The sequence below is a fragment of the Arthrobacter sp. Sr33 genome (assembly GCF_054511195.1).
Genome location: NZ_JBTNDD010000002.1, coordinates 270,953 through 295,246 on the forward strand (window position 1 = coordinate 270,953; position 24,294 = coordinate 295,246).

Consider the following 24,294-nt stretch of genomic DNA (forward strand, 5'->3'; position numbering starts at 1 on the left):
GCGTGACATCGGGTCGCCGGGAGCGGACAGAGCAGCTACCCGGCGTTGGGGCGACCCGTGCCCGTTACCGCCGCATCATACGCTTCGCCGCGTGGCACCTGGCGGTCACCTGGTGGTTTGAACTGTTTTTGCCGCGCATCGGCCTCGGCAAAGTGGCGGAGCGCACCCGGACGAAAAGGATGCTGCGCTTTGCCCAGCGCTTCCGTGTCCTGGCGGTGGACCTGGGGGGCCTGATGATCAAGGTCGGGCAGTTCCTCTCATCGAGGCTTGACGTGCTGCCGCCGGAGATCACTGCGGAGTTGGAAGGGTTGCAGGACGAAGTCCCGCCAGTCCCCTTCAGAGCGATCCGCGTTCTGGCCGAGTCCGAGCTGGGCGCTCCCCTGGAGCAGGTGTTCGCGTCAGTCGAGGAAGCTCCCATTGCTGCCGCGTCCTTCGGCCAGGCACACCGGGCCCAGCTCCGGTCCCCTGATTCGGCGGACACCGGACTCTCCAGTGTGGTCCTGAAAGTCCAGCGGCCGGGCATCGACGCGATTATCGACATTGATCTGGCTGCTCTCCGTAAAGTGGGCGGCTGGCTCAGCCGTATTCGTCTGGTTTCCAGTCGGGCGGACGTTCCGGCACTGGTGGAGGAGTTCGCCCAGATCAGTCTGTTGGAGATCGATTACCAGCACGAGGCTGCGAACCTTGAGCGGTTTGGTGCCGACTTCGCCGAGGACGACAGGGTGACCGTCCCGGCGGTCGTGTAGGAGCGCAGTACGCGCCGTGTGCTGACTCTCGAAGATGTCACCGCGATCAAGGTCACCGACACGGCAGCCCTGGTGGCAGCGGGCATCGACCCCGCCAGGGTCGCTCCGGTGTTCGCCTCGGTCATGTTCGACCAGATGTTCACCAACGGCTACTTCCATGCGGATCCGCACCCGGGCAACATTTTCGTGACCCCGACCAGGCGCCCTTCAGCAGACGACCAATGGACCCTGACCTTCATCGACTTCGGGATGATGGGCGAGGTTCCGCTCAGCACCCGCAACGGACTTCGAAAACTCCTGATAGCTGCCGCCTCCCGCGACGGCAAGGGACTGGTGGCAGCCATCAGCGACGTTGGTGTGCTGGTGCCCTCGGCCGACACCACCGAGCTGGAACGGGCGATGACTCACCTCTTCTCCCGATTCGGCGGTCTGGGTTTCGCTGAACTTCGTGAGGTTGACCCGCGGGAGTTCCTCGATTTTGCTGTCGAGTTCGGCGACCTGGTTCGTTCCCTGCCGTTTCAGCTCCCCGAAAACTTCCTGCTGATTATCCGGGCGATGTCCCTGACCTCAGGAGTGGCCAGCTCACTGGATGCCCGGTTCAACCTGTGGGATTCGGTGGAACCGTATGCCGCGCAATTGCTCCGCGACGAGCGTGGCAACCTGGTGCAGGATGTGGCTCAGCAAGCGATTGACGCCGCCGGGGTGGCCCTGCGGCTGCCACGGCGTCTGGATAGCCTGGTCACCCGCATCGAGGATGGGGCGATAGCCGTTGCCACGCCACGCCTGGAGCGGCGGGTGGCCCAGCTCGACCGGTCGTTCAAACGGACCGCTTCGGCCCTGGTGTTCGGTGCGCTGCTGATCGCCGGTGCTCTGGTCCGGCCTGATGATCTGGTGCTGGGGAGCGTGCTGATGGTCTCGTCAGCGGTCCCCCTGGTCCATGGGCTGTGGGCGGGCCGCAGCGGATTGTAGGCGCGGAGGACAGCTGTTAACGAACGAGAGGCCCCCACCGTTGTGAACGGTGGGGGCCTCTCGTGTGGTCAGCGCAGACCTGGTTAGTGTGCGTGATCTCCGCGGCTGTACTCGAAGACCCAGCCAACAAGTGCTATCACTACCATGCCAAGGCTGATGTAGAGGATCCAAAAGCCGGCTGCCAGACCCAGGAAACCAGTCGCGGCGGACAGACCGAGCGCCAGGGGCCACCAGCTCCAGGGACTGAAGTGACCCTGTTCGCCGGAGCCCTCGTGGATCTCGGCGTCGAGCCTGTCCTCGGGCCGCATTCCAACCCGGCGGCCGGTGAAGCCCAGGTAGAACCCGATCATTCCTGCCAGACCACCAACGAGCAGAATGCCCAGGAAGCCCACGTATTCATCCCAGCCGGTGAGGTATCCGTAGACAACCCCAACGATGAGGAAGAAGGGCAAACCCCAAAAGAAGAGTCCGGTTTCAACCTTCATGGTTTAGGCGTCCTTCCGGTCGGCTGCGCCAAGAGCCTGGCCGACAGCCGAGCTAGGCGTGTGCTGCTGTTGCAGCTCAGGGTGGTGGAGGTCCAGGGCTGGTCGCTCTGAACGGATCCGGGGCAACGAGGTGAAGTTGTGGCGTGGTGGTGGGCACGAGGTAGCCCACTCGAGTGACGCACCAAAGCCCCACGGGTCATCGACCTCTACCTTCTTGCCGCTGCGCCAGGTGATGTACACATTCCAGAAGAACGGAATCAGTGAAGCACCAAGAACGAAGGACGCGATGGTGGAGAACTGGTTCATCGCAGTGAACCCGTCCTCAGGCAGGTAATCGGCGTACCGGCGAGGCATCCCGATGACGCCAAGCCAGTGCTGGATCAGGAAGGTGCCGTGGAAGCCGAGGAACAGCATCCAGAAGTGGATTTTCCCGAGCCGTTCGTTGAGCATCTTGCCGGTGAATTTTGGCCACCAGAAGTAGAAGCCGGCGAACATTGCGAACACCACGGTTCCGAAGACCACGTAGTGGAAGTGAGCCACCACGAAGTAGGTGTCAGAGACATGGAAGTCGAGCGGGGGTGAGGCGAGGATGATGCCCGTAAGTCCACCGAAGAGGAAGGTCACCAGGAAGCCGAGGCTCCACAGCATGGGCGTCTCGAAAGTGATCGAACCCCGCCACATGGTGCCGATCCAGTTGAAGAACTTCACGCCTGTCGGCACCGCGATCAGCATCGTCATGAAGGCGAAGAACGGCAGCAGGACCGCTCCGGTGACGTACATGTGGTGTGCCCAGACGGTCACTGACAAGGCAGCGATTGCGATCGTGGCGTAAACCAGGCCCTTGTAGCCGAAGATCGGTTTGCGGCTGAAGACCGGGAAGATCTCGGAAACGATGCCGAAGAACGGCAGCGCGATGATGTACACCTCGGGGTGACCGAAGAACCAGAACAGGTGCTGCCAGAGGATCGCTCCCCCGTTGTCCGGATCGAAGATGTGGGCACCAAATCGTCTGTCGGCTCCCAGGGCGAAGAGTGCGGCAGCCAGTGGTGGGAAAGCCATCAGCACGAGGATCGCGGTTACCAGCGTGTTCCAGGTGAAGATAGGCATCCGCCACATGGTCATGCCGGGGGCCCGCATGCAGATGATCGTGGTGATGAAGTTGACCGCGCCGAGGATGGTGCCGAACCCGGACAGGGCCAGACCAAAGACCCAGAGGTCACCACCAAGCCCCGGAGAGAACGTGGTGTTCGACAATGGGGCGTAGGCGAACCAGCCAAACGATGCGGCACCCTGTGGGGTGATGAAACCGGAGACGGCGATGGTGCTGCCGAACAGGAAGAACCAGAATGCCAGGGCGTTCAGGCGGGGGAACGCCACATCGGGCGCACCGATCTGGAGTGGCATGATGACGTTGGCGAACCCGGCGAACAGCGGGGTGGCGAACATCAGCAGCATGACGGTGCCGTGCATGGTGAAGAGCTGGTTGTACTGCTCCTTGGTCTGCAGGATCTGCATACCGGGTTCAAACAGTTCGGCGCGGATGACCAGCGCCATCACTCCTGCGAAGCAGAAGAAGATGAAGGAGGCAATCAGGTACATGTACCCGATGGTCTTGTGGTCGGTGGAAGTAATCCAGCTGACTACCACGCGCCCCTTGGACCTCGGCACTACCCGCGGTGCGACCAGGGTGCCGGTATCTTCAGCCGTGTATTCGTAGGTGGACATCAGCCGTTACTCCCTGCTGTTTCGGATTCGGAGTCCGGGTAGGCATTGCGATCGTATTCTTCCCCGAGCTGGCCGTCTTCAAGGGTGGCCATGTGCGCGTCGAACTCTTGCTGCGAAACAACCGCAACGTTGAAGAGCATCTCCGAGTGGTACTCCCCGCACAGTTCGGCGCACTTGCCGTCGAAGGTGCCTTCCCGGGTCGGGGTCAGGGTGATGTAGTTGGTGCGACCAGGAATCATGTCGCGCTTCTGCAGGAACGCCGGCACCCAGAAGGAGTGGATGACGTCGCGGGCATTGAGCTGTAGCTCGACCGTCTGGTTGACCGGCAGGTACAGGGTTGGAAGGGTCTCGGGAATGCCTTCCTCGCCGGTGAGGTTCGCCTGGACGCCGCTGAAGTACTTGTCCTCATTGACGTAGTTGAAGTCCCAGGACCACTGCTTGCCGCGGACGTCGACGATTACATCAGGGTTGTCGACGCGGGCGTCGATCGCCTGCTGGTCGCGGTCAGTGAAGTAGAAGAAGACCAGGACCATGAACAGGGGAATGGTCAAGTAGAACACTTCGAGTGGAAGGTTGTAGCTGACCTGGCGTGGGAATCCGGTCTCATTCCGGCGCCGGCGATAAGCAACGATGCACCAGATGATGAGGCCCCAGGTGATGATGCCGACTATCAGTGCGGCAATCCAGGAATTCACCCACAGATCGATGATTCGGCCGGTGTGGTTGGTGTTGTCGCGCTCGGCGGGCAACCAACCCCTTTGGACTTCAGCTGAACAGCCCGACAGAAACAACGCGCCAATCAGCATAATGCTGGAGATCTTGACGACCCTTGCGCGCCGGGTGCCGGTTCGGTGCTGCGAACTCACAGACGGCCCTTCCTTTTCTTACGTGTCTGCCACCCGTGGCGGCGTTACCCCGTGTGCGCAAAAAGCACACATTTAGTTTTACTACTTACTGTAGAGCTTACCTGTTACCGCCGCCATTGGATGACACAAAGACGGCCTGCCGTGGAACTTTTGGCAGGTCATCTGTGCGTTTGTTTGGGCAGCTGACACGTGCTAGTGGAATGAATCGCCGCACGCGCAGGAACCGCCAGCGTTGGGGTTGTCGATGGTGAAGCCCTGCTTGGAAATGGTGTCTTCGAAATCGATGGAGGCGCCTGCAAGGTAGGGAACGCTCATCTTGTCGACAATGACCTCGACGCCGTCGAAGTCCCTGACGGCGTCGCCGTCGAGGGTTCGTTCGTCGAAGTACAGCTGGTAGATCAAACCGGAGCAGCCGCCGGGCTGCACGGCGACGCGCAGGCGCAGGTCGGTGCGGCCCTCCTGTTCGAGGAGGCTGCGTACCTTGTCGGCAGCTACCTCAGATAGCGCCACCTCATGTGCGGCCAACGCGGCCTCGGTGGTCTCTGTGGTGGTTTCGCTGGTGGAAGTACTCATTACTGGTTTCTCCTCGCTGTGGACACGTGTCGCGGTTTTGCGTCCTACCCAATGGTACGTCGGCAGTCCCGTTCGGGACCAACCCCCGGCTTTTCACAACCCGTCGGCATTGATCCGGGACAGCATGAGGGCTTCGGCGAGGACTGCCTTCTGGAATTCGGCAAGGTGCAGCGATTCGTTGGCACTGTGTGCCCTGGAGTCCGGATCTTCCACCCCAGTGATCAGAATCTGCGCGGAGGGGTAGACCTCGGTGAGATCGGCGATGAACGGGATCGACCCGCCCATACCGGCTTCAACCGCCGGGACCCCCCACGATTCTTCGAGCGCCCAGAGTGCGGTCTTTGCTGCCGGTGCGGTGGTGTCGGCCGCGAAGGCGTTGCCGGTCTCCCCCGCGGTGAACGTGACCCTCGCACCAAAGGGGGCGTTGCGTTCCACATGGTCCCTCACCGCGGCCATGGCCGACGCCGGGTCCTGGCCGGGGGCGAGTCGCAGGCTGAACTTGGCTCGGGCCCGGGGAAGCAGGGTGTTGGATGAGAGCGCGACCGTTGGTGCGTCGATTCCGATGATGGAGAGTGCGGGTTTGGTCCAGAGCCGCGAAGCGATCGATCCGGTGCCGGCGAGACGAACGCCGTCGAGCACTGACGCATCGGCCCGGTAATCGGCCTCGGGGTAGTCGACCGTCGCGTCGTCACCGCCGGCCAGACCGGCGATCGCGACGTCGCCGGCGTCGTCATGGAAGGTAGCGATCAGACGGGACAGCAGGGTCGGCGCGTCAAGCACCGGTCCACCGAACATTCCCGAATGAACGGCATGTTCCAGGACCTGCACCTCGACGGTCCCGTCGACGAGACCACGCAGGCTCGTGGTCAGCGCCGGAACCCCGACCTTCCAGTTGCTGGAATCTGCCACCACTATGACGTCTGCCTGCAGCAGTTCCCGGTGGGTTTCGAGGAAGGTCCTGAAGGTCGGCGAGCCGGCCTCTTCCTCACCCTCGATGAACAAGGTGACGCCGACGCCGAAGTCCTCCCCCAGCACCTGGTCGAGTGCACGCAGTGCACCCAGGTGCGCCATGATGCCCGCCTTGTCATCGGCGGCTCCCCTGCCGTAGAGCCGGCCGTCGCGTTCGACGGCGGTAAACGGTTCGCTGTCCCACAGCTCCGGATCGGCGGGAGGCTGGACGTCGTGGTGGGCATAGAGCAGCACGGTCGGTTTGCCTGGGGCGGCGGGGCGACGCGCCACGACAGCGGGGCCGCCCGGCACCCCGTCAGTGCTGACCCGCAGCACCTGGACGTCGCTGATGCCTGCGGCGCCGATGAGCTCGGCGACAGCGGCGGCGCTGCGATCCAGTTGCGCCGGGTCGAAGGCTTCCCAGGCGATTCCCGGAATGGCCACCAGGCCGACGAGCTGACTGACCGTCTGGTCGAACCCGGCGGCTACTGCCGCCCGGAGTTCCTGTACTGAATAGTCGGTGCTGGACGAAGGCTGTTCGGGAGTCATGCTGTCGACCTTACACAGTGACCGGGACCACGGGTCCGATCAGGCCGGGTATCCTTGGAGGGTGTTTGGACGAAAAAAAGAGGCCCCTGAGGCCCCAGCAGACCAGTTACCCGCAGAGCGCCCAGTAGGCAAGGGAGCGCCGACGCCACGCCGTAGCTCGCAGGAGGCTGCGCGGAAACGGCCGTTGGTGCCTGACGACCGAAAGGCAGCCAGGGCCGCAAGCCGTGATGCGCAGCGGGCAGAGCGGCTCAAAACGCGCCAGGCCCTCGATACCGGCGATGAACGGTACCTACCGTTGCGCGACAAGGGCCCGGCCCGTCGTTACATCAGGGATTTCGTCGATGCCCGCTGGAACCTCGGAGAGTTCCTGATGGTTGCCGCCCTGGTGTTTGTGCTCCTGAGCTTTGTGCAGAACCTCCAGGTACAGGCGATCGTGTTGAACGCCTTCTGGATCCTGATCCTCGCCGTTGTGCTGGACTGTTTCCTGTTGCGGCGTTCACTCAAGTCGAAGCTGACCGCCAAGTTCGGCGAGCCTGCCCGCGGTGACCTCTGGTACGGAGTCACCCGTGGGCTGCAGCTCCGCCGGCTGCGGCTGCCCAAGCCGCTGGTGAAGCGCGGCCAGTACCCCGCCTGACTATCTCTAGAAAAATAACCCCGGGGCGCCCAGCGGCCCGGGGTTATTTTTTTCGGGGTTATTTTTGCGGGGTCACTGGTTCGGGGTCACTGCCGTGCCGCGAGCAGGGCTTCCAGGCGCCGGTTGATGTGCCGGGCCCAGAATGGTCCTTCGTAGAGGAACGCGGTGTAGCCCTGCACCAGGGTGGCGCCGGCATCGAGGCGTTCGAGGACGTCCTCCGCTGACTCGACCCCGCCCACCGACACGATCGCAAGGTTCTCACCGGCGGCGGCGCGGAGACGGCGAAGCACCTCGAGCGAACGCTGCTTCAGCGGCGCCCCGCTGAGGCCGCCGACTCCACACTTCATGACGGTCGCGTTGTCGGTCACCAGCCCCGACCGTGTGATGGTGGTGTTCGTCGCGATCACGCCGTCCAGTCCAAGGTCGACGGCGAGGGCCGCGACGTCGTCGATGTCCTGGTCCTCAAGATCGGGTGCAATCTTGACCAGGAGGGGAACCGGCCGCCCGGCGGCCTCATCGGCCGCTGCCCTGACGGCAGTAAGCAGGGGTCGGAGCGATTCGACGTTCTGCAGGAGGCGCAGGCCGGGCGTATTTGGTGAGCTGACGTTGACCACCAGATAGTCGGCGGCGGGCGCCAGCTCGCGGGTACTGACCAGGTAGTCCTCGACGGCGTCGCGGAGATTGACCGACTTCGTCTTCCCGATGTTGACCCCGATCATCGGCCGGTTGGCGACGTACCGCCGTTCGAGTTTGGTGCGTGCCGCCCTCAGCCGCGGGGCAACGGCCGCGGCGCCGTCGTTGTTGAAGCCCATCCGGTTGATCACTGCCCGGTCGGCGACCAGTCTGAACAGCCGCGGGGTCGGGTTGCCCGGTTGCGCCTGCCCGGTGATGGTGCCCACCTCGATGTGCCCGAATCCCAGGCTGGTGAGTGGGGTGATGCCGTGCCCTTCCTTGTCGAATCCGGCGGCCAGACCGAACGGGGAGGGGAAGGTGAGCCCGAAGGCTGAGGTCTGCAGGCCCGGGTGCGGTTTGGTCAGGTGCCGCAGTACCAGGCCGGCCGGCGTACGCTCGGCCACGCGAATCAGCCGGAAACCAATGCGATGGGCCTTTTCGGCGTCCATGCGGGCAAAGACCAGTTGAAAAAGGGCAGGGTAGATTCGCATGATCTAAAACTCCCACGCTGGGGCGGTCAACAACAACTTGCGTTGCACGCACCGACCAGCGAATCTGCTGGACCCGTGGTGAGACGGGCTACAGTTTTCGAATGGGGCTGACATGGAGACCGGATTATCTGGGCGACGGATTCACCGCCGCCGACCTCAAACTGGCTGCTGATGATGAGGGGCCCTGCGTCGCAACACTGGTGACCTACACGCCGCCAGTCACCGCTGAAACTCCCCCGACGCCGGAGACCTCCCCCGGCCTGCAGCACCTGGCCAACTGGTGGTCCCGCTTGACGGCTCGGCTGGCCCCCGTCCCGGAGGCCCCGAGCGTCGCCCCTCCCCCAGTCAGCGCCGTCCTGTACATCCACGGTTGGAGCGACTACTTCCTGCACCGTGGCCTGGCTGCCTTTTGTGCCGACCGCGGCGTTGAGTTCTATGCGCTGGATCTGAAAAAGTACGGGCGTAGTCTCCGTGACGGGCAAACCCCCGGCTATGTGGCGAACCTCGACGAGTATGACGAGGATATTGACGCTGCGCTGCAGGCGATTGAATCCCGGGTCAGGGCGCGCCACGGCGTGGGAACCGACGTGTTGATTCACCTGATGGCCCACTCGACGGGCGGGCTGATCGCTTCCCTGTGGGCCCACCGCAACCCTGGCAGGATCGAGAGCCTGATCCTGAACAGCCCCTGGCTCGATGTGCAGAGCAACCCGATCCTGCGTGGCGCAACCCAGGGCCTGTTGGACCCCATCATCCGGTTCAAGCCGAAAGTGAAGCTGATCTTGCCGGAGTTTGGCTTCTATTGGCGCAGCATCAGCAACGCCGCCGACGGCGAGTGGGAAATCCACCCACAGTGGCGACCCGAGTTCGGCTTCCCGATCCGGGCCGGCTGGGTTGCAGCAGTGTTGGCGGGCCACGCACAGGTGCGGAGGGGCCTGGCCATCGACGTGCCCGTCTTGGTTCTGGCCTCGGCCCGCTCGTCGGTCAGCCCGGTCTGGAATGACTCAATGCTGACCTCGGATAGTGTGCTTGATGTCACCCTGATGACCCAACGGGCGCTCCAGCTCGGCCCCACCGTCACCGTCTGCCGGTTTGAGGGCGCCCTGCACGATGTCCTGCTGTCCCGGGAACCTGTCCGCCGCGAGGTATACCGATCCCTGGATCGGTGGCTGCGCTGCCAGCAGCAGGCAGGCTGAACCTCTGGCCACTAAGGGGACGCTACCGGGTCACCACCGGGACGCTACCGGGTCGGCCGCGGCGACACTATTTGGTCGCTGGCGACGACTGATCCACGGCGCCCCCGAACCGTCGGTCCCGGCCCGCGTATTCGCCGATGGCTCGCCACAAAACCCGACGGTCGACGTCGGGCCACAGCACGTCCATGAACACCATCTCTGCGTAGGCGGACTGCCACAGCATGAAATTGGAGAACCGTTGCTCCCCGGACGTCCTCAGGAACAAATCCACGTCCGGGAGGTCGGGTTCATCAAGGTACTTTTGGATGGTTTTCTCGGACACGGCCGACGCACGCAGCCTACCGGCCTCCACTTGCTCGGCGATCGCTTTGGCGGCGTCGGCGATTTCGGCGCGGCCACCATAGTTGACGCACATTGTCAGGGTGCAGGTAGTGTTCCCCAGGGTCTGCTGTTCGGCTACTTCGAGTTCCTTGACCACCGACTGCCACAACCGTGGCCGCCTGCCCGACCAGCGAATCCGCACCCCCCACGCGTCGAGTTGATCACGTTGCCGGCGCAGCACATCCCGGCTGAACCCCATCAGGAAACGTACTTCCTCGGGCGACCGTTTCCAGTTCTCGGTGGAGAAGGCGTACACGGACACGTGCTTCACCCCAATCTCGATGGCGCCGGCCATCACATCGAGCAGCGCAGCCTCACCCGCCCGGTGCCCCTCTGTCCGGGGCAACCCGCGCTGGTTGGCCCATCGGCCGTTCCCGTCCATCACAATCGCCACGTGCTTTGGCACGAACTGCGCCGGGATAGCCGGTGCCACCTCGCCCGATGGATGGGGCCATGGCCGGACGGGGCGGGTACCTGGTCGGTCCTGGTTCACTGACGCTCCACTAGTTTGAGAGATTTGACGACGCGTTCGAGGTGCCACTGTAGATAGCTTGCCACCAATCCCGCCGCCTCCCTGCGGGATTGCGGACTGGAGGCATCCGCTGTTCCCCAGTTTCCGGACAGGAGGGCGGCGAGCAGTTCCATGGACTCCGGCGCTGGCGATGCCGCACCGGGTGGCCGGCAGTCGGGGCAGACCCCGCCACCGAGCGGTGCCGAGAACGCGGTATGAGGGCCGGGCCTGCCGCAACGGGCGCAGTCGGTGAAGCTCGGCGCCCACCCCGCGGTGGCAAGAGCCCGCAACAGGTAGGAGTCGAGGATCAGCTCCGGCGCGTGCAGTCCCCTGCTCAGAGCGGACAGGGCCCCCACGATCAGGTTGTACTGCGCACCGGAGGACTCGCCGTCGGCGTCGGTCAGCCGCTCGGCGGTCTCAGCGATCGCCGCAGCGGCGGTGTACCGTCCGTAGTCGGCAGCGATCCCATGCCCGTAGGCTCCCTTGGTCTGCGCCTGCGTGACGACGTCGAGGTTGCGGCCAGCCACCAGCTGCAGATCGACCGTCATATAGGGTTCCAGCCGGGACCCGAACTTGCTGCTGGTCCGTCGCACGCCTTTGGCTACCGCCCGGACCTGCCCATGGTCGCGGGTCAGGAAGACAATAATCCGGTCGGCTTCGCCCAGCTTGTAGGTGCGCAGCACCACGCCTTCGGCGCGGTAGGTGCGGGAGGCGAAGGACGAAGACACAGACCTATTTTCGCACCCCTTGGGCCGCTCGTGTGCATCCGTCGGCGGTGAGCCCCACCCGATGGATGCACACGCGGCGCCACGTGGCTGCTGCAGCTAGCTGGGCTGCTGCTGGTCGCGGATCGCCCGGTTTACGGCAGAAATGACCGCCTTCAGTGCGGCCATGGTGGTGTTGGCATCGATGCCGATACCCCACAGCACGCGTTCCCCGATGGTGCACTCGACATAGGCTGCGGCGCGGGCGTTGCCGCCAGCGGACAGTGCGTGCTCGGTGTAATCGAGCACGCGCACATCCACCCCGTCTTCGCCGAGAATGGCGAGCAGCGCAGCGATCGGGCCGTTCGCCTGGGAGGAGCGTCGCTGCTGGACGCCGTTCACGAGCAGGGAGGCGGTCAGTTTGAAGGAGTCGTCCTCAGCAGTCGCGGTGTTGACGCTGGTGAGTGCGTAGTGGCCCCAGGTGCCCGCTCCTGCGGCGCGACTCGGCAGGTACTCGTCCTGGAACACCTTCCAGAGTTCGGCTCCGCTGATTTCCCCACCGACGGTATCCGTGCGGCGCTGGATGACCCCCGAGAACTCGATCTGCGCGCGGCGGGGCAAATCGAGGCTGTGCTCGTTTTTCAGCAGGTACGCCACGCCACCCTTGCCGGACTGCGAGTTCACCCGGATCACTGCCTCATAGCTGCGCCCGATGTCCTTCGGATCGATGGGCAGGTAGGGGACCGCCCAGGGGATGTCCTGGACTGTTGTTCCAGCCTCGGCGGCGTCGCTCTCCATTCGCTCGAAGCCCTTCTTGATCGCATCCTGGTGTGAGCCGGAGAAGGCTGTGAACACCAGGTCGCCGCCATAGGGTGAGCGTTCGGGGACGGGGAGCTGGTTGCAGTATTCCGCGGTCCGCCTGATGTGATCGATGTCGGAGAAGTCGATCATCGGGTCGATGCCCTGCCCGTAAAGGTTCATGCCGAGGGTGACCAGGTCTACGTTTCCGGTGCGTTCACCATTGCCGAACAGGCATCCCTCGATCCGATCAGCCCCCGCCAGGTAGCCGAGCTCCGCCGCTGCTACCCCGGTGCCACGATCGTTGTGGGGGTGGAGCGACAGGATGATGTTTTCACGGTTGTCCAGGTTCCGGCACATCCACTCGATGGAGTCAGCGTAGACGTTGGGGGTGGCCATTTCGACGGTTGCCGGGAGGTTCAGAATCATCTGGCGGTCGGAACTCGCCTCAAGCACAGCCGCGACCTCGTTGCTGATTCGTGCGGCGAATTCCAGTTCGGTGCCGGTGAAGGACTCGGGAGAGTACTCGTAGGTGACCTCGGTGTTCCGCAGGGTCTCCTCGAACTTCTTACACAGCCGCGCTCCGGTCAGTGCGATGTCGATGATGCCGTCCATGTCCTGGTTGAACACCACCCGGCGCTGCAGCACCGACGTCGAGTTGTAGAGGTGGACGATGGCCCGGTCTGCGCCCTCGATCGACTGGTAGGTGCGCTCGATCAGGTGTTCCCTGGCCTGGGTGAGGACCTGGATGGTGACATCGTCGGGAATCCGGTCCGTTTCGATCAGCTGGCGGACGAAATCAAAATCGGTCTGTGATGCCGACGGGAATCCGACCTCAATTTCCTTGTAACCCATCTGAACGAGCAGGTCGAACATCTTGTGCTTGCGTTCGGGGCTCATCGGGTCGATGAGGGCCTGATTGCCGTCCCTCAGGTCAACGGCGCACCAGCGTGGCGCCTGGGTGATGACCTTGTCGGGCCAGGTGCGATCGGGCAGCTGAACCGAGATCTGATCCTGGAAGGGCGTGTATTTATGGAACGGCATTCCGGAGGATTTTTGTGCGTTGCGCATGGGGTGTGGCCTGTTCTGTGGAGGTTCGCGGGGCAGACTCTTCAGCAGTCCATGTGTCGGGACTAAAACCAGATATCTGGGCTGGGGCCGGGCATTGCAGACTCCGCAGCGGGGAATCGGCCTTGACCGTGTCGTGTTGACTACCTGGTCGTGATGGCCCCGCCGCGGCAGCTAAGAAGGAGCAGTTCTGCGCGCACAAGCCAACCCTAGCACGGAGCATAGGATGGGCTTCGGACTGATTCGACTCACACCAGTTAGGAAAACCCATGGCATTGGCAGGGACCACAGAGGCGGCAACAGGCACCGACGCGAGGGTGCAGGACGACCTGTTCCGGCACGTCAACGGGACCTGGCTGAACTCCACGGAGATTCCTTCGGACCGGCCCCTCGAAGGAGCATTCACACAGCTGCGGGATGCCGCTGAACTGGCCGTGCGGCAGATCATCGAGGATGCCGCGGCCACAGCTGATCCGGCCGGCGACAACTTCAGGATCAAGGCTCTCTACAGTTCATTCATGGCTGAGGAGCGGATCGAGCAGCTGGGTGTCGCACCGGTGCTTCCGCTCCTCGATCGGATCAACGCCGTAACGTCGACCGCGGAACTGGTCGCTTTGGACGGTGAGCTCACGCGGTCCGGAATTGCCGGCCTTGCGCTGCCCTATGTCAGTAACGACGCCGGGAACCCCGAGCGCTACCTGCTGCACCTGCACCAGTCCGGCCTCGGAATGCCCGACGAATCGTATTATCGGGAAGAAAAATTCAGTCAGACCCGAGACGAGTACCTGACCCTGCTCGTCGCCCTGCTCACCGCGGCGGGTGACCCCGAGGCCCAGACTCGCGCGGAGGCAGTCGTCGAACTGGAGACCCGGCTCGCGTCCTCCCACATGGATGCCGTCACCCGCCGCGATCCGCAGGCCACCTACAACCTGCTGACCGGCGACGCACTGGCCGAACTCGCCCCCTTCAGCAGCTCCTGGCTGGAGCAGCTCACCCGGGGGCGTGAGGGAACCGACGAAGTGGTCATCAATCAGCCGGAATATCTGGCAGCTGTGGACCAGCTGCTGGCGGCCGAGGATCTGAGTGTCTGGAAGAGCTGGCTGACCACTCGGGTGCTGCTGCACGCGGCAGGCTATCTCAGCAGTTCCTTCGTGGACCCGGCTTTCGCCTTCTACGGCACCCACCTCAGTGGCACACCCGAGATCAAGGACCGCTGGAAGCGTGGGGTGGCGCTGGTTGAGGGTGCTGTCGGCGAAGCTGTGGGGCGGGAGTACGTCGCGAGGCATTTCCCACCCACCCACAAGGCCATCATGCTCGACCTGGTCGAAAACCTTCTCGCCGCGTACCGGGTAAGCATTACCTCGCTCGACTGGATGACCGACGAGACGAAGACCCGTGCCCTCGCCAAACTGGACCGGTTCCACACCAAGATCGGTTTCCCGGACCAATGGATCGACTATTCGTCACTGGAGATTGTCGACGGCGACACCTACGGCAACGTTCGCCGCTCCACCGCATTCGAACTGGACCGCCAACTCTCCCGACTGGGTGGTCCGATCGACCGGGGTAACTGGCTGATGACCCCGCAGACCGTGAACGCCTACTACATGCCGACGATGAACGAGATTGTGTTCCCGGCTGCGATCCTGCAGCCACCGTTCTTCGACGTCGACGCCGACCCGGCAGTGAACTACGGGGCAATCGGGGCGGTGATCGGTCACGAGATCGGTCACGGCTTCGACGATAAGGGCTCCCAGTACGACGGCAGCGGGCGCCTCGAAAACTGGTGGAGCGACCAGGACCGTGCTGCCTTCGACTCGCTCACCCAGCGGTTGGTGGACCAGTATGATGCGCTCTGCCCTGCTGAGGCGCCAGGAAGCTCAGTCAACGGCAGCCTCACGCTGGGCGAGAACATCGGGGATCTGGGCGGTCTGTCGATCGGCTACCGCGCCTATCTGCTGAGCCTGGACGGCGCCGAGCCGCCAATCGTGGCTGGACTGACCGGGGCCCAGCGCTTCTTCTTCTCCTGGGCCAGCTGCTGGCGGCAGAAGATCCGCGCCGAGGAAGCGCTCCGCCGCCTGACCATTGACCCCCACTCCCCCAACGAGTTCCGCTGCAACCAGGTAGTGCGGAACCTTGACCAGTTCCATGACGCCTTCTCGGTCGCGGACACCGATGACCTGTGGTTGGACCCGGCTGAGCGGGTCCGGATCTGGTAGCCGCTTTCGGGTGCTCTAGGACTGGCAGGTCACCTGATCGGCGGTCTGGCCCGTCAGGGTTGGCGGGAGCCCGTCGGTGTCGACGGTCGAGCCGGCGGTGAAATCGGTACCAACGCTCAACGCCAGACCCACGGTGGCCGGGCTGGACAGGACCTGCACCTCAGCGAGTCCGAACAGTTCGGCCACTGCCGCGCCGATTGCCTCATAACCCGATCCGACGAAGAGCTGGGTTGCCGGAGTTGCCACGTCCTCGGTGACAACTGCCTGGGTGTAGCCCTCCTCCACGAGAAGGTCCTGGATCTCCTCACCCCGATCGGTCTTTCCCGAGGAGTCGATGATGGTGAACGGAACGGCTGCCGGATCGAAGTCGAGGACCGGCTCGTCGGTCGGCTCGGCGTCGGGCGAGGCGGAAGCATCGGTGGTTCCCGACGGGTCTGACTCCGACGGCTCCGGCTCGGGTTCGCCGACGATGCTGCGATCGGCGACCAGCGCCTCGAACAGTTCCTCGGCTGGTTCCGCATCGGGGATCAGCCGGTTCAGGTCAGGCTCGTAGGGCAGCACGGGCATTGTGACGAAGGCTACCTTGGCAAGGTCAACGTCCTTGAGCCGGTCGGCCAACCGCAGCAGATCGGGAATCTGGCTCAGGCCGTCGTCGACCGTCAGGTTCTTAGTGATGGTCTCGGCGATCGCGTACATCCGGGGCAGGTTGGTGAGGGTGCCCTCGTCCTGGATTTTGCGCGCCATCGACGCCATAAACGACTGTTGTGCGCGGATTCTGCCTTCATCCCCACCGTCGCCAAAAGCATGCCGGGTCCGCAGGAAGGCCAGGGCCTGTTCGCCCTCCACCTCGGAGGTGCCGGCGGGAAGGCTCAGCCCGGAGTAGGTATCCTCAACCGCGTTGTTGACACAGACCTCGACCCCACCCAGGGTCGACGAGAGTTCCTTCACCGCGTTGAAATCCGCCATCATAAAGTGGTCGATTTTCAGCCCGGTGAGCTCGTTGATTGCCGCCACCGTGCACCCCGGCCCACCGTTGCCGAGCGCGCCGTTGAGCATCGCGAGGTCCTGCGGGGGGGTCATTGTCCCGGTCTCCGGGTCCAGACAGGCAGGCAGCGGGACCAGCAGGTCGCGGGGGAAACTGACCATTGTGACATTCTCGCGGTCGGCCGAGAGGTGCATCAGCATCATCACGTCGGAGTTGCCGGTTTCGGTGGTGAATTCGGCTCCGCCGTAGGCAGCGTTTTCGGCGCCCTCACGGGTGTCGGTTCCGAGAATGAGAATCTGGACCGGGTCCCGGTCAAGATTGGCCTTGTCGGTCTCGTTCTGGTCCGTCGAGAGGTTCAGCGGCTGGGTTGCCACATTGCCCTGCAGCCGGAGAAGCTGCACTGAAGCGAACCCGACTCCAGCAACGAGGACGGTTGCCAGGGCGATAGCGATAATCTTCAGGACCCGCGGTGGTGCCTGGTGGCCCAGGTGGCGTCCCACGGGGGCTCCCGCCGAATCCTCAGCGTTCTGGCCAGCATCGGCGCGTCGACGACTCATGCGTTGCAGCCCTTTCGAAGAATTCGGTCGGTAGTCGCTGGCGTGCGTGCCAGCTGAGCAAACAGCTCCCAGCCACTAAAAACAACGTGTGTTGCAGCCGGGTAGTGCCCGGTCAGAAGCCCAGGCGCACCAGCTGCTTGGGATCGCGCTGCCAATCCTTGGCAATTTTGACGTGCAAGTCAAGGTAGATCCGGGTGCCCAGCAAAGCTTCGATGCTCTGGCGCGCGTTGGTGCCAACCTCGCGGAGACGCGCGCCGCCCTTCCCGATGATGATCGCCTTCTGGGAGGAACGTTCGACGAACAGGTTCACCCTGACGTCGAGGAGCTGATTGTCGGCGCTGCGACCCTCCCGCGGAACGATTTCGTCCACCACCACGGCGAGCGAATGCGGCATTTCGTCGCGGACACCCTCCAGGGCGGCCTCTCGCACCAGTTCAGCAACCATCACGGCTTCCGGCTCGTCGGTGAGCGCGCCGTCAGGGTACAGGGCTGGTGATTCCGGCATATGCGAAACGAAAACGTCGCCGACCGTTTCGATCTGGAACCCGTCTGCAGCGGACACGGGAACGACATCGGCCCAGCCTTGTTCCCCCAATACTTCCTCGCCGAGGGCGACGACGGCCATCAGCTGGCGGGTCAAGGCCGCCCGGTCCACCAGGTCGGTTTTGGTGACGACGGCGATCAGTGGTTTCCGCTGCAACCGGGAGAGCTGCGAGGTGATGAACTTGTCACCGGGGCCGATTGGCTCGTTGGCCGGGATGCAAAACCCGATGGCATCCACTTCGGCCAGGGTGTCCGCGACGAGGTCGTTCAACCGCTGGCCCAGCAGGGTGCGGGGACGGTGCAGGCCTGGCGTGTCGACGAGGATCAGCTGGGAGTTCTCGCGGTGCACGATTCCCCTGATGGTGTGACGGGTGGTCTGGGGTTTGGACGAGGTGATTGCCACCTTCTGTCCCACCAGCGCGTTCGTCAACGTCGATTTGCCTGCGTTGGGCCGGCCGACCAGGGAAACAAACCCGGCCCGGTGCTTCTGTTCGCTCATGATATTCCGCCGTGTCCTTGAAGTTGTGCGGGATTCCGGTCCCGGCCGTCGTCGTCGAATGCTGGTTCCCGTTTCCACACAATAAGGTGCGAGACCCGGTTGCGGCGCCCCTCGACACGTTCGGCGCGGAGGCCGATACTGCCGACAGTTACCTCGCTGCCCACGATCGGGACCCGGCCCAGTGTCTTGGCGAGCAGTCCACCAACGGTGTCCACCTCGTCGTCTTCCAGGTCCACGTTGAAGACTTCGCCCAGGTCATCAATTCCCATCCGTGAGCTGATCCGGTATTCGCCGTTGCCCAGTTGTTCAAGTTCCGGCACCTCCGAGTCATACTCATCGACAATCTCCCCAACGATTTCCTCAATGAGGTCCTCAAGCGTGACCAGCCCTGCCGTTCCACCGTACTCGTCGATGACGATGGCGACGTGGGTCGATTCCCGCTGCAACTCCTGCAGGAAATCGCTGACCGGCTTGGACTCGGGGACGTAGCGCACTCCCCGGCAGATACCGTCGACCAGGTCCTCGTCGCGACCGTCGGGCCCATGCAGTTGGGCCACGACATCCTTGAGGTAGAGGATCCCGATGATGTCGTCAGCACTGTCGCCAATCACCGGGATCCGCGAATAGCCGGAGCGGAGGAAAAGGGACATCGCCTGTTTCAGGGTGGACCCGGTTTCGATGGGAACCATGTCGGTGCGGGGCACCATCACTGCCCGCACCTTGGTGTCACCCAGTTCGAAGACTGAGTGAATCAGTTCCGCTTCGCTGTCCTCGATCATTTCGGCGTCGTTGGCACGGGAGAGCAGTTCGCGGAATTCCTCTTCAGTGAAGAAGGCCGCCTCGGCCCGGGCCGCACCCGGGGTAATGGCACTTCCGAGCGCAACCAGCCACCGCGGGATCGGTCCGAGGATCCCGCACAGGAATCTCACCAGGCCCGCGGTCGCTGGAACCACTTTGCTCGCGTGGGTCCGGCCGAGCTGGCGCGGTGAAACGCCAACGAGCACGAATCCGACGGCGGCCATGGTGGCGGTCGCGAGCAGACCGGCAATCCAGACGTTGTTGAGCAGGTCGTGGAAGAGGATTGCGACCGCCACAGCGGCTGCCATCTCGAACCACACCCGCCAGAACCTGAGGGCATGCATATGGGCGATCGGTGAGGCGAGGATACGCTGCAGTGACCGGCCAGATTTGCCGGCCAGAAGTTCTTCGCCTTCCTGGCGGGGCAGGTAACTAAAGGCGGCCTCGGCTGCGGTTACCAACGCTGCGACCAGAACAAACCCCAAGGCCATGAAGGCCAGCAGCCAAATGATCAACTGATTGTCTCCTCGGGCGCTTTTCCGCCCAGATAATCGGCCAGCAGACGGCGTTGCAGACCGAACATTTCAGCCTCGTCCTCGGGTTCGGCGTGGTCGTATCCGAGGAGGTGCAACAGTCCGTGGGTGGTCAGCAGCAGCAGCTCTTCCTGGGTTGAGTGCCCTGCCTTCTCGGCCTGGGTCTGCGCCACCTCGGGGCAGAGGACAACATCACCGAGCACTCCCGCTGGTGTGAGCCGCCCCGCCGTGCCTGGTCGTAGCTCGTCCATGGGGAAGGACAGGACGTCGGTGGGACCCGGTTCGTCCATCCATTCGATATGCAGTTTCTCCATTGCGGTGGTGTCGACCAGGATGATCGAGAGCTCAGCTTCCGGGTGCACGAAGAGACTGTCGAGCAGGAACCGGCCCAGGCGGATCAGGTTTTCCTCGTCCGCCGCTATCCCCGACTCGTTGTTGACCTCGATGCTCATGGTTTGCCTCCAGCCGGTTTGGCCCCGGCATGACCGCGCGGGCCACGGTGATCCCGGGCAGCTGAGGCCCGCTGGTTCTCGTCCCAGACACTGTAGGCCGTGACGATGTCGCCCACCAGCCGGTGCCTGACGACGTCGGAGGCGTCGAGGGTGCGGAAGCTGACGTCCTGCACACCCTGAAGTATTTCACTGACCACCCGTAGCCCTGAGTTGGTCCCGCCGGGCAGGTCCACCTGAGTGACGTCGCCGGTGACCACCATCTTCGAACCGAACCCCAGGCGGGTGAGGAACATCTTCATCTGCTCGGGGGTGGTGTTTTGGGCCTCGTCCAGGATGATGAACGCATCGTTGAGGGTACGGCCCCGCATGTAGGCGAGAGGTGCCACCTCGATGGTGCCGGCCGCCATCAGTCGAGGGATGCTGTCCGGGTCCATCATGTCGTGCAGCGCATCGTAGAGCGGACGCAGGTACGGGTCGATCTTGTCGCTGAGGGTGCCGGGCAGGAATCCGAGCCGCTCCCCCGCTTCGACGGCCGGGCGGGTGAGGATGATCCGGTTGACTTCCTTATGCTGCAGCGCCTGAACAGCTTTGGCCATGGCGAGGTAGGTTTTCCCGGTGCCCGCAGGGCCGATGCCAAACACCACCGTGTGCCGGTCAATCGCCTCGACGTAGTCCCGCTGGTTCAGGGTCTTTGGCCTGATAGTCCTGCCACGGGAGGAGAGGATGTTCATGGTGAGGACATCGGAGGGACTACTCACCGACTGATCCTTCAACATGGACACCAGCTGTTTGAGAACCTGGGGGTTGACGGTGGTGTTGTTGGCTGCGAGGGTGCGGATCTCGGAGATCAGACGTTCGGTGCGCGCGACGTCGACGGCTGGGCCCGTGATCGACAGCTCATTACCCCGGACGTGAAGATTGACCCCCACGAAAGTGCTCTCGATCAGCCTGAGCGCCTCATCGTTGGTTCCAAGCGCTTGAACCATTTGTTCCGTCGAATCGAAGTGGACCACCTTCGTGTCCAAGCCCACTGCGCTGATGCCAACTGAAGAATCGGTCATATAATCGGCCCTCGCGGCCTTCCATCTCTCCTTGAATCGGTTGGTGACGGCATACCGCCCCTTGACTAATCTTACGTTACGTCCCTGCCCGGCGGCCGTCCCCGGCCGCCGGATTCCGCCGTCGACGGAACCGGAGGTTTTGCGGCGTCTCCGCGCGCCCAGGAAGCAGATGATCTCATCTGGGCAACGGCCCGGTTTCAATCCTGTCTCAGTCCGGCGACGACTTGGCTAAACCCCGTTCGGGGCCTGTTGCCATATGCGAAGCTGGAAACGTTGCTTTGAGTGCATTACTCGGCGGCGCACCAATCCGGCCGAGTGGTACAGCGAAAGGACAGGACGCGAATGGAGTGGTCCTTTCAACGCGATGCTGCCCGGCGCCGGCCTGGACGCGCTCTCTCGGTCACCGCGCTAATCGTCCTCGCTGGTCTGGGCCTGGGTGGCTGCACACCGGTCCCCGGCGATGATGCGACGGCCTCGCTTTCTGGACAACCAAACACGTCAGCTGGCCCAGCGTCGGCAGAGCACTCCGCAGTGACGGAATCCGCTACCCTGCGCAACCTGCTCCCCGTCTACTGGATGGGAGACAGCGACGGAAGCATCCAGCTTTACCGGGAGTTCCTGGACGGCGGGAACGGTGGTGACCCAATCGCGGCGGCGGTCCAGGCGATGACCGCCAACTCACCAATCGATCCCGACTACTTTGGGTCGTGGTTCCCCGCCGAGTCTGTCAGCGCATCAATCTCCCCCGACAACGTTATTACGGTCGATATCTCGGCCGAGGCCTTCGATGCGCAGCTCGACCAGGGTGCCGCCTATCGTGCCATCCAGCAGCTCGTATACACAGCCACAGCGGCGGCGGCCAACGCGGGCCTGGTCTCGGGCGGTGACCCCAGCCGCGTCGTCGTCCTGGTGGACGGAGCGGCGGGGTTCAACGCTTTCGGCCACATCGAACTCGGTGGCCCGTTGCAGCGTGACTCGGCGTTGATGGCTCCGATCTGGATCATCGAACCCCAGCATGGGGCGGTCCGCGACCAGCCTACGATCACCGTGTCAGGCAGCGGAATGACGGAGAACGCGGTCCTGCACTGGCGGATCGACGAGGTGGTCGGCGATGAGCTGGAATCGTACCGCACCGGAACGGTGGGACTGGACGCCAGCGCCAGTTCCCCCGGACTCTTCGAGTTCACGATCGCCCTGGTGCCCGGTGAATACGAGATCAGCGTCTTCGACCGTCCGCAGGGCGTCCAGGAGAACCGTGAACTCGATACCGACACCAAGCGCGTCACGGTGCAGTAGGCAGCTGAGCCTCCTGCTTTCCTACCCGGGGCTTGCTAATCCCGGGTGAGCACGGGACCTTATTCCCGGGTGAGCACGGAACCGAACCGGCTACCAGCGGCCCAGCAGTTGGCTCAGGACCGCGAGGGCGGCGGGTCCGGCGGTGGAGGAGCGCAGCACCTGGCCGCCGAGCCTGGCCGGATGCGCACCGTTCGACACGAACAGCTCCAGCTCCTGCCCGCTGATGCCCCCCTCGGGGCCGACCACCACTGCAATGCTGGTGGGCGGGGTGTCGGCCTGTGGCCCAACCAGTGCCCCAACCCCAGTTTCAGCGTCCTCGTGGAGGATCAGGGCGAGGTCCACGCCGGCAAGCCAGGCTGCCAGAGACCCGCTGTCGTGCAATGGCAGCACCTCGGGGAGGGTTGCACGCCGTGATTGTTTGGCGGCTCCCCACACCGTGGATTCCCATTTTCGCTGCCCTTTGAGCGCCTTGTCGGCACGCCAACGGACAATACTTCGATCCGCCTGCCAGGGAATCACCGCATCGACGCCGAGTTCAGTGGCGGCCTCGACCGCCAGTTCATCCCGGTCCCCCTTGGCCAGTGCCTGCACCAGGATGAGACGGCAGGCGGGGGCCGGCTCGTCAATCACTGTTCGCACCTCGAGGGTGACTTCCTGCCCGGCGCTGGCCGTGACCACGCCGACGATTCTGCGCCCGCGGCCGTCGGCGACGTCAATCGTCTCGCCGGCTGCCAGCCGTTTCACGGTCGCCGCGTGCCGGGCCTCGGCCCCGGTGAGGGTGAAACTGGCTCCGGGGAAGACAGCAGCCAGCGCCTCAGGGTCTCCGAAGTAGAGTGCGTTGCTCACCCCTAGAGATTACCCAACCGCTCCCGCAACTTCGCGAACACCCCTGAACCGCTGCTGGCCAGCTGACCCTCGACAAATTCCTCGCCGCGGAGTTCGGCAAGTTTGCGCAGCAGCTCTTCCTGCGCCTGGTCAACGTTGCGCGGAGTCTCGACGTTCAGGTGCACCTTGAGGTCACCACGCCCGTACCCGCGGAGGTGGGTGACGCCAAGTCCGCGAAGAGTCACGATCTCGCCCGACTGCGTGCCTGCTTTGATCCCCAGTTCCTGGTCGCCGTCGAAGGAGGCGAGGTTCACGGTGGTGCCCAGGGCGGCGGCGGTCATCGGCACACTGAGGGTGACGTGGAGGTCATCACCCTCACGGAGGAAGGAGGGATCCGGGTTAACCCGGATCTCCACATAGAGGTCGCCCTGCGGTCCGCCGGCCATACCGGCCTCGCCCTGGCCCCCCAGTTGAATGCGGGTGCCGGTCGACACGCCTGCGGGCACCTTGATGGTGAGGCTCCGACGGCTACGCACCCGACCGTCGCCGTTACATTCGTTACAGGGGTTCGGGATGACTGTGCCATACCCCTGGCAGGTGCCACACGTGGCACTGGTCATGACCTGGCCCAGGATGGACCGCACCGCACGCTGCACCTGACCCGACCCGCCGCAAATGTCGCAGGTTCGGGGGGAAGTGCCGGGCTGGCAGCAGGACCCGTCGCAGGTGGGACACACTGCTGCGGTATCGACGTCGATCTTTTTGTTGATCCCGAAGACGGCGTCGACCAGGTCGATCCGCACGGCGATCAGGGCGTCCTGGCCGCGACGGGTGCGCGACGGCGGGCCGCTGGCACCACCGCCACCGAAGAATGTTTCGAAGATGTCCTGGAAGGCGAAGCTCGGCCCGGCGTGTCCTCCGCCGAATCCGTTGTCGGTCCCGTTCTCGTTGCCGGTCGTGTCATACACGCGCCGTTTCTGCGGGTCCGAGAGCACCTCGTAGGCACGGGTGACCAATTTGAACTCTTCAGAGGCATCCGGCCCGGAGTTGACGTCCGGGTGCAGCTTTCGCGCGAGCTTGCGGTAGGCCTTCTTGATTTCCTCGCCGCTCGCATCGCGGTTCACACCGAGGACTTCATAGTGATTACTCACTCCTGCACTTCACTTCCTATGTCACTGACCGGTGCAGGGCTTGGTGCCCTGCCGGTATG

20 protein-coding genes and 1 pseudogene are annotated in these 24,294 nt (G+C 63.8%); 5 read left to right on the forward strand and 16 right to left on the reverse strand.

Annotation, left to right across the window (positions count from 1 at the left end; translation table 11 throughout):
• Window positions 1-2 precede the first annotated feature (2 nt).
• A pseudogene (locus ACX80T_RS04165) lies at window positions 3-1,715 on the forward strand (ABC1 kinase family protein).
• An 83-nt stretch (window positions 1,716-1,798) separates the two neighbouring features.
• Here ACX80T_RS04165 and ACX80T_RS04170 read toward each other — a convergent pair.
• The 5 genes from ACX80T_RS04170 to ACX80T_RS04190 form a co-directional block, all read right to left on the reverse strand.
• Complete coding sequence (locus ACX80T_RS04170; RefSeq protein WP_019482756.1) at window positions 1,799-2,200, reverse strand: cytochrome c oxidase subunit 4; 402 nt, start codon at window positions 2,198-2,200, stop codon at window positions 1,799-1,801.
• Window positions 2,201-2,203: 3 nt separating this feature from the next.
• The gene (gene ctaD / locus ACX80T_RS04175) at window positions 2,204-3,925 is read right to left on the reverse strand and encodes an aa3-type cytochrome oxidase subunit I (protein WP_019482757.1); all 1,722 of its coding nucleotides are present in this window, start codon (window positions 3,923-3,925) and stop codon (window positions 2,204-2,206) included.
• Window positions 3,925-4,791: an aa3-type cytochrome oxidase subunit II gene (gene ctaC / locus ACX80T_RS04180; protein ID WP_459303779.1), complete on the reverse strand. Its 867-nt coding sequence runs from the start codon at window positions 4,789-4,791 to the stop codon at window positions 3,925-3,927. Before ctaC ends, ctaD begins: the two co-directional genes overlap by 1 nt.
• 192 nt (window positions 4,792-4,983) lie before the next feature.
• On the reverse strand, window positions 4,984-5,364 hold the full coding sequence (locus ACX80T_RS04185) for a HesB/IscA family protein (RefSeq protein WP_019482759.1): 381 nt from the start codon (window positions 5,362-5,364) through the stop codon (window positions 4,984-4,986).
• A gap of 93 nt (window positions 5,365-5,457) precedes the next feature.
• A complete protein-coding gene (locus ACX80T_RS04190) occupies window positions 5,458-6,861 on the reverse strand; it encodes a M20/M25/M40 family metallo-hydrolase (RefSeq protein WP_459303780.1) in 1,404 nt (467 codons plus the stop codon).
• Window positions 6,862-6,922: 61 nt separating this feature from the next.
• Between ACX80T_RS04190 and ACX80T_RS04195 the strand changes: the two genes are divergently transcribed.
• The gene (locus ACX80T_RS04195) at window positions 6,923-7,495 is read left to right on the forward strand and encodes a DUF3043 domain-containing protein (protein ID WP_459303781.1); all 573 of its coding nucleotides are present in this window, start codon (window positions 6,923-6,925) and stop codon (window positions 7,493-7,495) included.
• An 86-nt stretch (window positions 7,496-7,581) separates the two neighbouring features.
• Here the strand turns inward: ACX80T_RS04195 and ACX80T_RS04200 are convergent, their stop codons facing one another.
• Window positions 7,582-8,658, reverse strand: a complete 1,077-nt coding sequence (locus ACX80T_RS04200) for a quinone-dependent dihydroorotate dehydrogenase (RefSeq protein ID WP_019482762.1) — start codon at window positions 8,656-8,658, stop codon at window positions 7,582-7,584.
• Window positions 8,659-8,759: 101 nt separating this feature from the next.
• On the opposite strand from ACX80T_RS04200, the gene ACX80T_RS04205 reads away from it, so the two are divergent.
• The gene (locus ACX80T_RS04205; RefSeq protein ID WP_459303782.1) at window positions 8,760-9,854 is read left to right on the forward strand and encodes an alpha/beta hydrolase; all 1,095 of its coding nucleotides are present in this window, start codon (window positions 8,760-8,762) and stop codon (window positions 9,852-9,854) included.
• A gap of 67 nt (window positions 9,855-9,921) precedes the next feature.
• Here ACX80T_RS04205 and ACX80T_RS04210 read toward each other — a convergent pair whose 3' ends face one another.
• The 3 genes from ACX80T_RS04210 to leuA form a co-directional block, all read right to left on the reverse strand.
• Window positions 9,922-10,728: an isoprenyl transferase gene (locus ACX80T_RS04210; RefSeq protein WP_019482764.1), complete on the reverse strand. Its 807-nt coding sequence runs from the start codon at window positions 10,726-10,728 to the stop codon at window positions 9,922-9,924.
• Window positions 10,725-11,474, reverse strand: coding sequence for a DNA repair protein RecO (gene recO, locus ACX80T_RS04215; protein WP_459303783.1), 750 nt, complete (start codon window positions 11,472-11,474; stop codon window positions 10,725-10,727). The genes ACX80T_RS04210 and recO overlap by 4 nt, the downstream gene beginning before the upstream one ends.
• 96 nt (window positions 11,475-11,570) lie before the next feature.
• Window positions 11,571-13,319, reverse strand: a complete 1,749-nt coding sequence (leuA, locus tag ACX80T_RS04220) for a 2-isopropylmalate synthase (protein ID WP_019482766.1) — start codon at window positions 13,317-13,319, stop codon at window positions 11,571-11,573.
• A 266-nt stretch (window positions 13,320-13,585) separates the two neighbouring features.
• Between leuA and ACX80T_RS04225 the strand changes: the two genes are divergently transcribed.
• A complete protein-coding gene (locus tag ACX80T_RS04225; RefSeq protein ID WP_459303784.1) occupies window positions 13,586-15,535 on the forward strand; it encodes a M13 family metallopeptidase in 1,950 nt (649 codons plus the stop codon).
• Between the two features lie 15 nt (window positions 15,536-15,550).
• Here ACX80T_RS04225 and ACX80T_RS04230 read toward each other — a convergent pair whose 3' ends face one another.
• The 5 genes from ACX80T_RS04230 to ACX80T_RS04250 form a co-directional block, all read right to left on the reverse strand.
• Window positions 15,551-17,077 carry an LCP family protein gene (locus ACX80T_RS04230; protein ID WP_459303785.1) on the reverse strand — a complete coding sequence of 509 codons (1,527 nt, stop codon included), beginning with the start codon at window positions 17,075-17,077 and terminating at the stop codon, window positions 15,551-15,553.
• 112 nt (window positions 17,078-17,189) lie between these two features.
• Window positions 17,190-18,119: a GTPase Era gene (gene era, locus ACX80T_RS04235; protein ID WP_459303786.1), complete on the reverse strand. Its 930-nt coding sequence runs from the start codon at window positions 18,117-18,119 to the stop codon at window positions 17,190-17,192.
• Window positions 18,116-19,408, reverse strand: coding sequence for a hemolysin family protein (locus ACX80T_RS04240; RefSeq protein WP_443110918.1), 1,293 nt, complete (start codon window positions 19,406-19,408; stop codon window positions 18,116-18,118). Before ACX80T_RS04240 ends, era begins: the two co-directional genes overlap by 4 nt.
• Window positions 19,409-19,428: 20 nt before the next feature.
• Window positions 19,429-19,902: an rRNA maturation RNase YbeY gene (gene ybeY, locus ACX80T_RS04245; RefSeq protein WP_019482770.1), complete on the reverse strand. Its 474-nt coding sequence runs from the start codon at window positions 19,900-19,902 to the stop codon at window positions 19,429-19,431.
• Entirely contained in the window at window positions 19,899-20,963 is a 1,065-nt protein-coding gene (locus ACX80T_RS04250; RefSeq protein WP_116777827.1) for a PhoH family protein, read from the reverse strand. Before ACX80T_RS04250 ends, ybeY begins: the two co-directional genes overlap by 4 nt.
• 342 nt (window positions 20,964-21,305) lie before the next feature.
• Between ACX80T_RS04250 and ACX80T_RS04255 the strand changes: the two genes are divergently transcribed.
• Window positions 21,306-22,259 carry a GerMN domain-containing protein gene (locus ACX80T_RS04255; protein WP_116777828.1) on the forward strand — a complete coding sequence of 318 codons (954 nt, stop codon included), beginning with the start codon at window positions 21,306-21,308 and terminating at the stop codon, window positions 22,257-22,259.
• 90 nt (window positions 22,260-22,349) lie between these two features.
• Here the strand turns inward: ACX80T_RS04255 and ACX80T_RS04260 are convergent, their stop codons facing one another.
• Complete coding sequence (locus ACX80T_RS04260) at window positions 22,350-23,105, reverse strand: 16S rRNA (uracil(1498)-N(3))-methyltransferase (protein WP_116777829.1); 756 nt, start codon at window positions 23,103-23,105, stop codon at window positions 22,350-22,352.
• Window positions 23,106-23,107: 2 nt separating this feature from the next.
• On the reverse strand, window positions 23,108-24,235 hold the full coding sequence (gene dnaJ / locus ACX80T_RS04265) for a molecular chaperone DnaJ (protein WP_459303787.1): 1,128 nt from the start codon (window positions 24,233-24,235) through the stop codon (window positions 23,108-23,110).
• Between the last annotated feature and the right edge of the window lie 59 nt (window positions 24,236-24,294).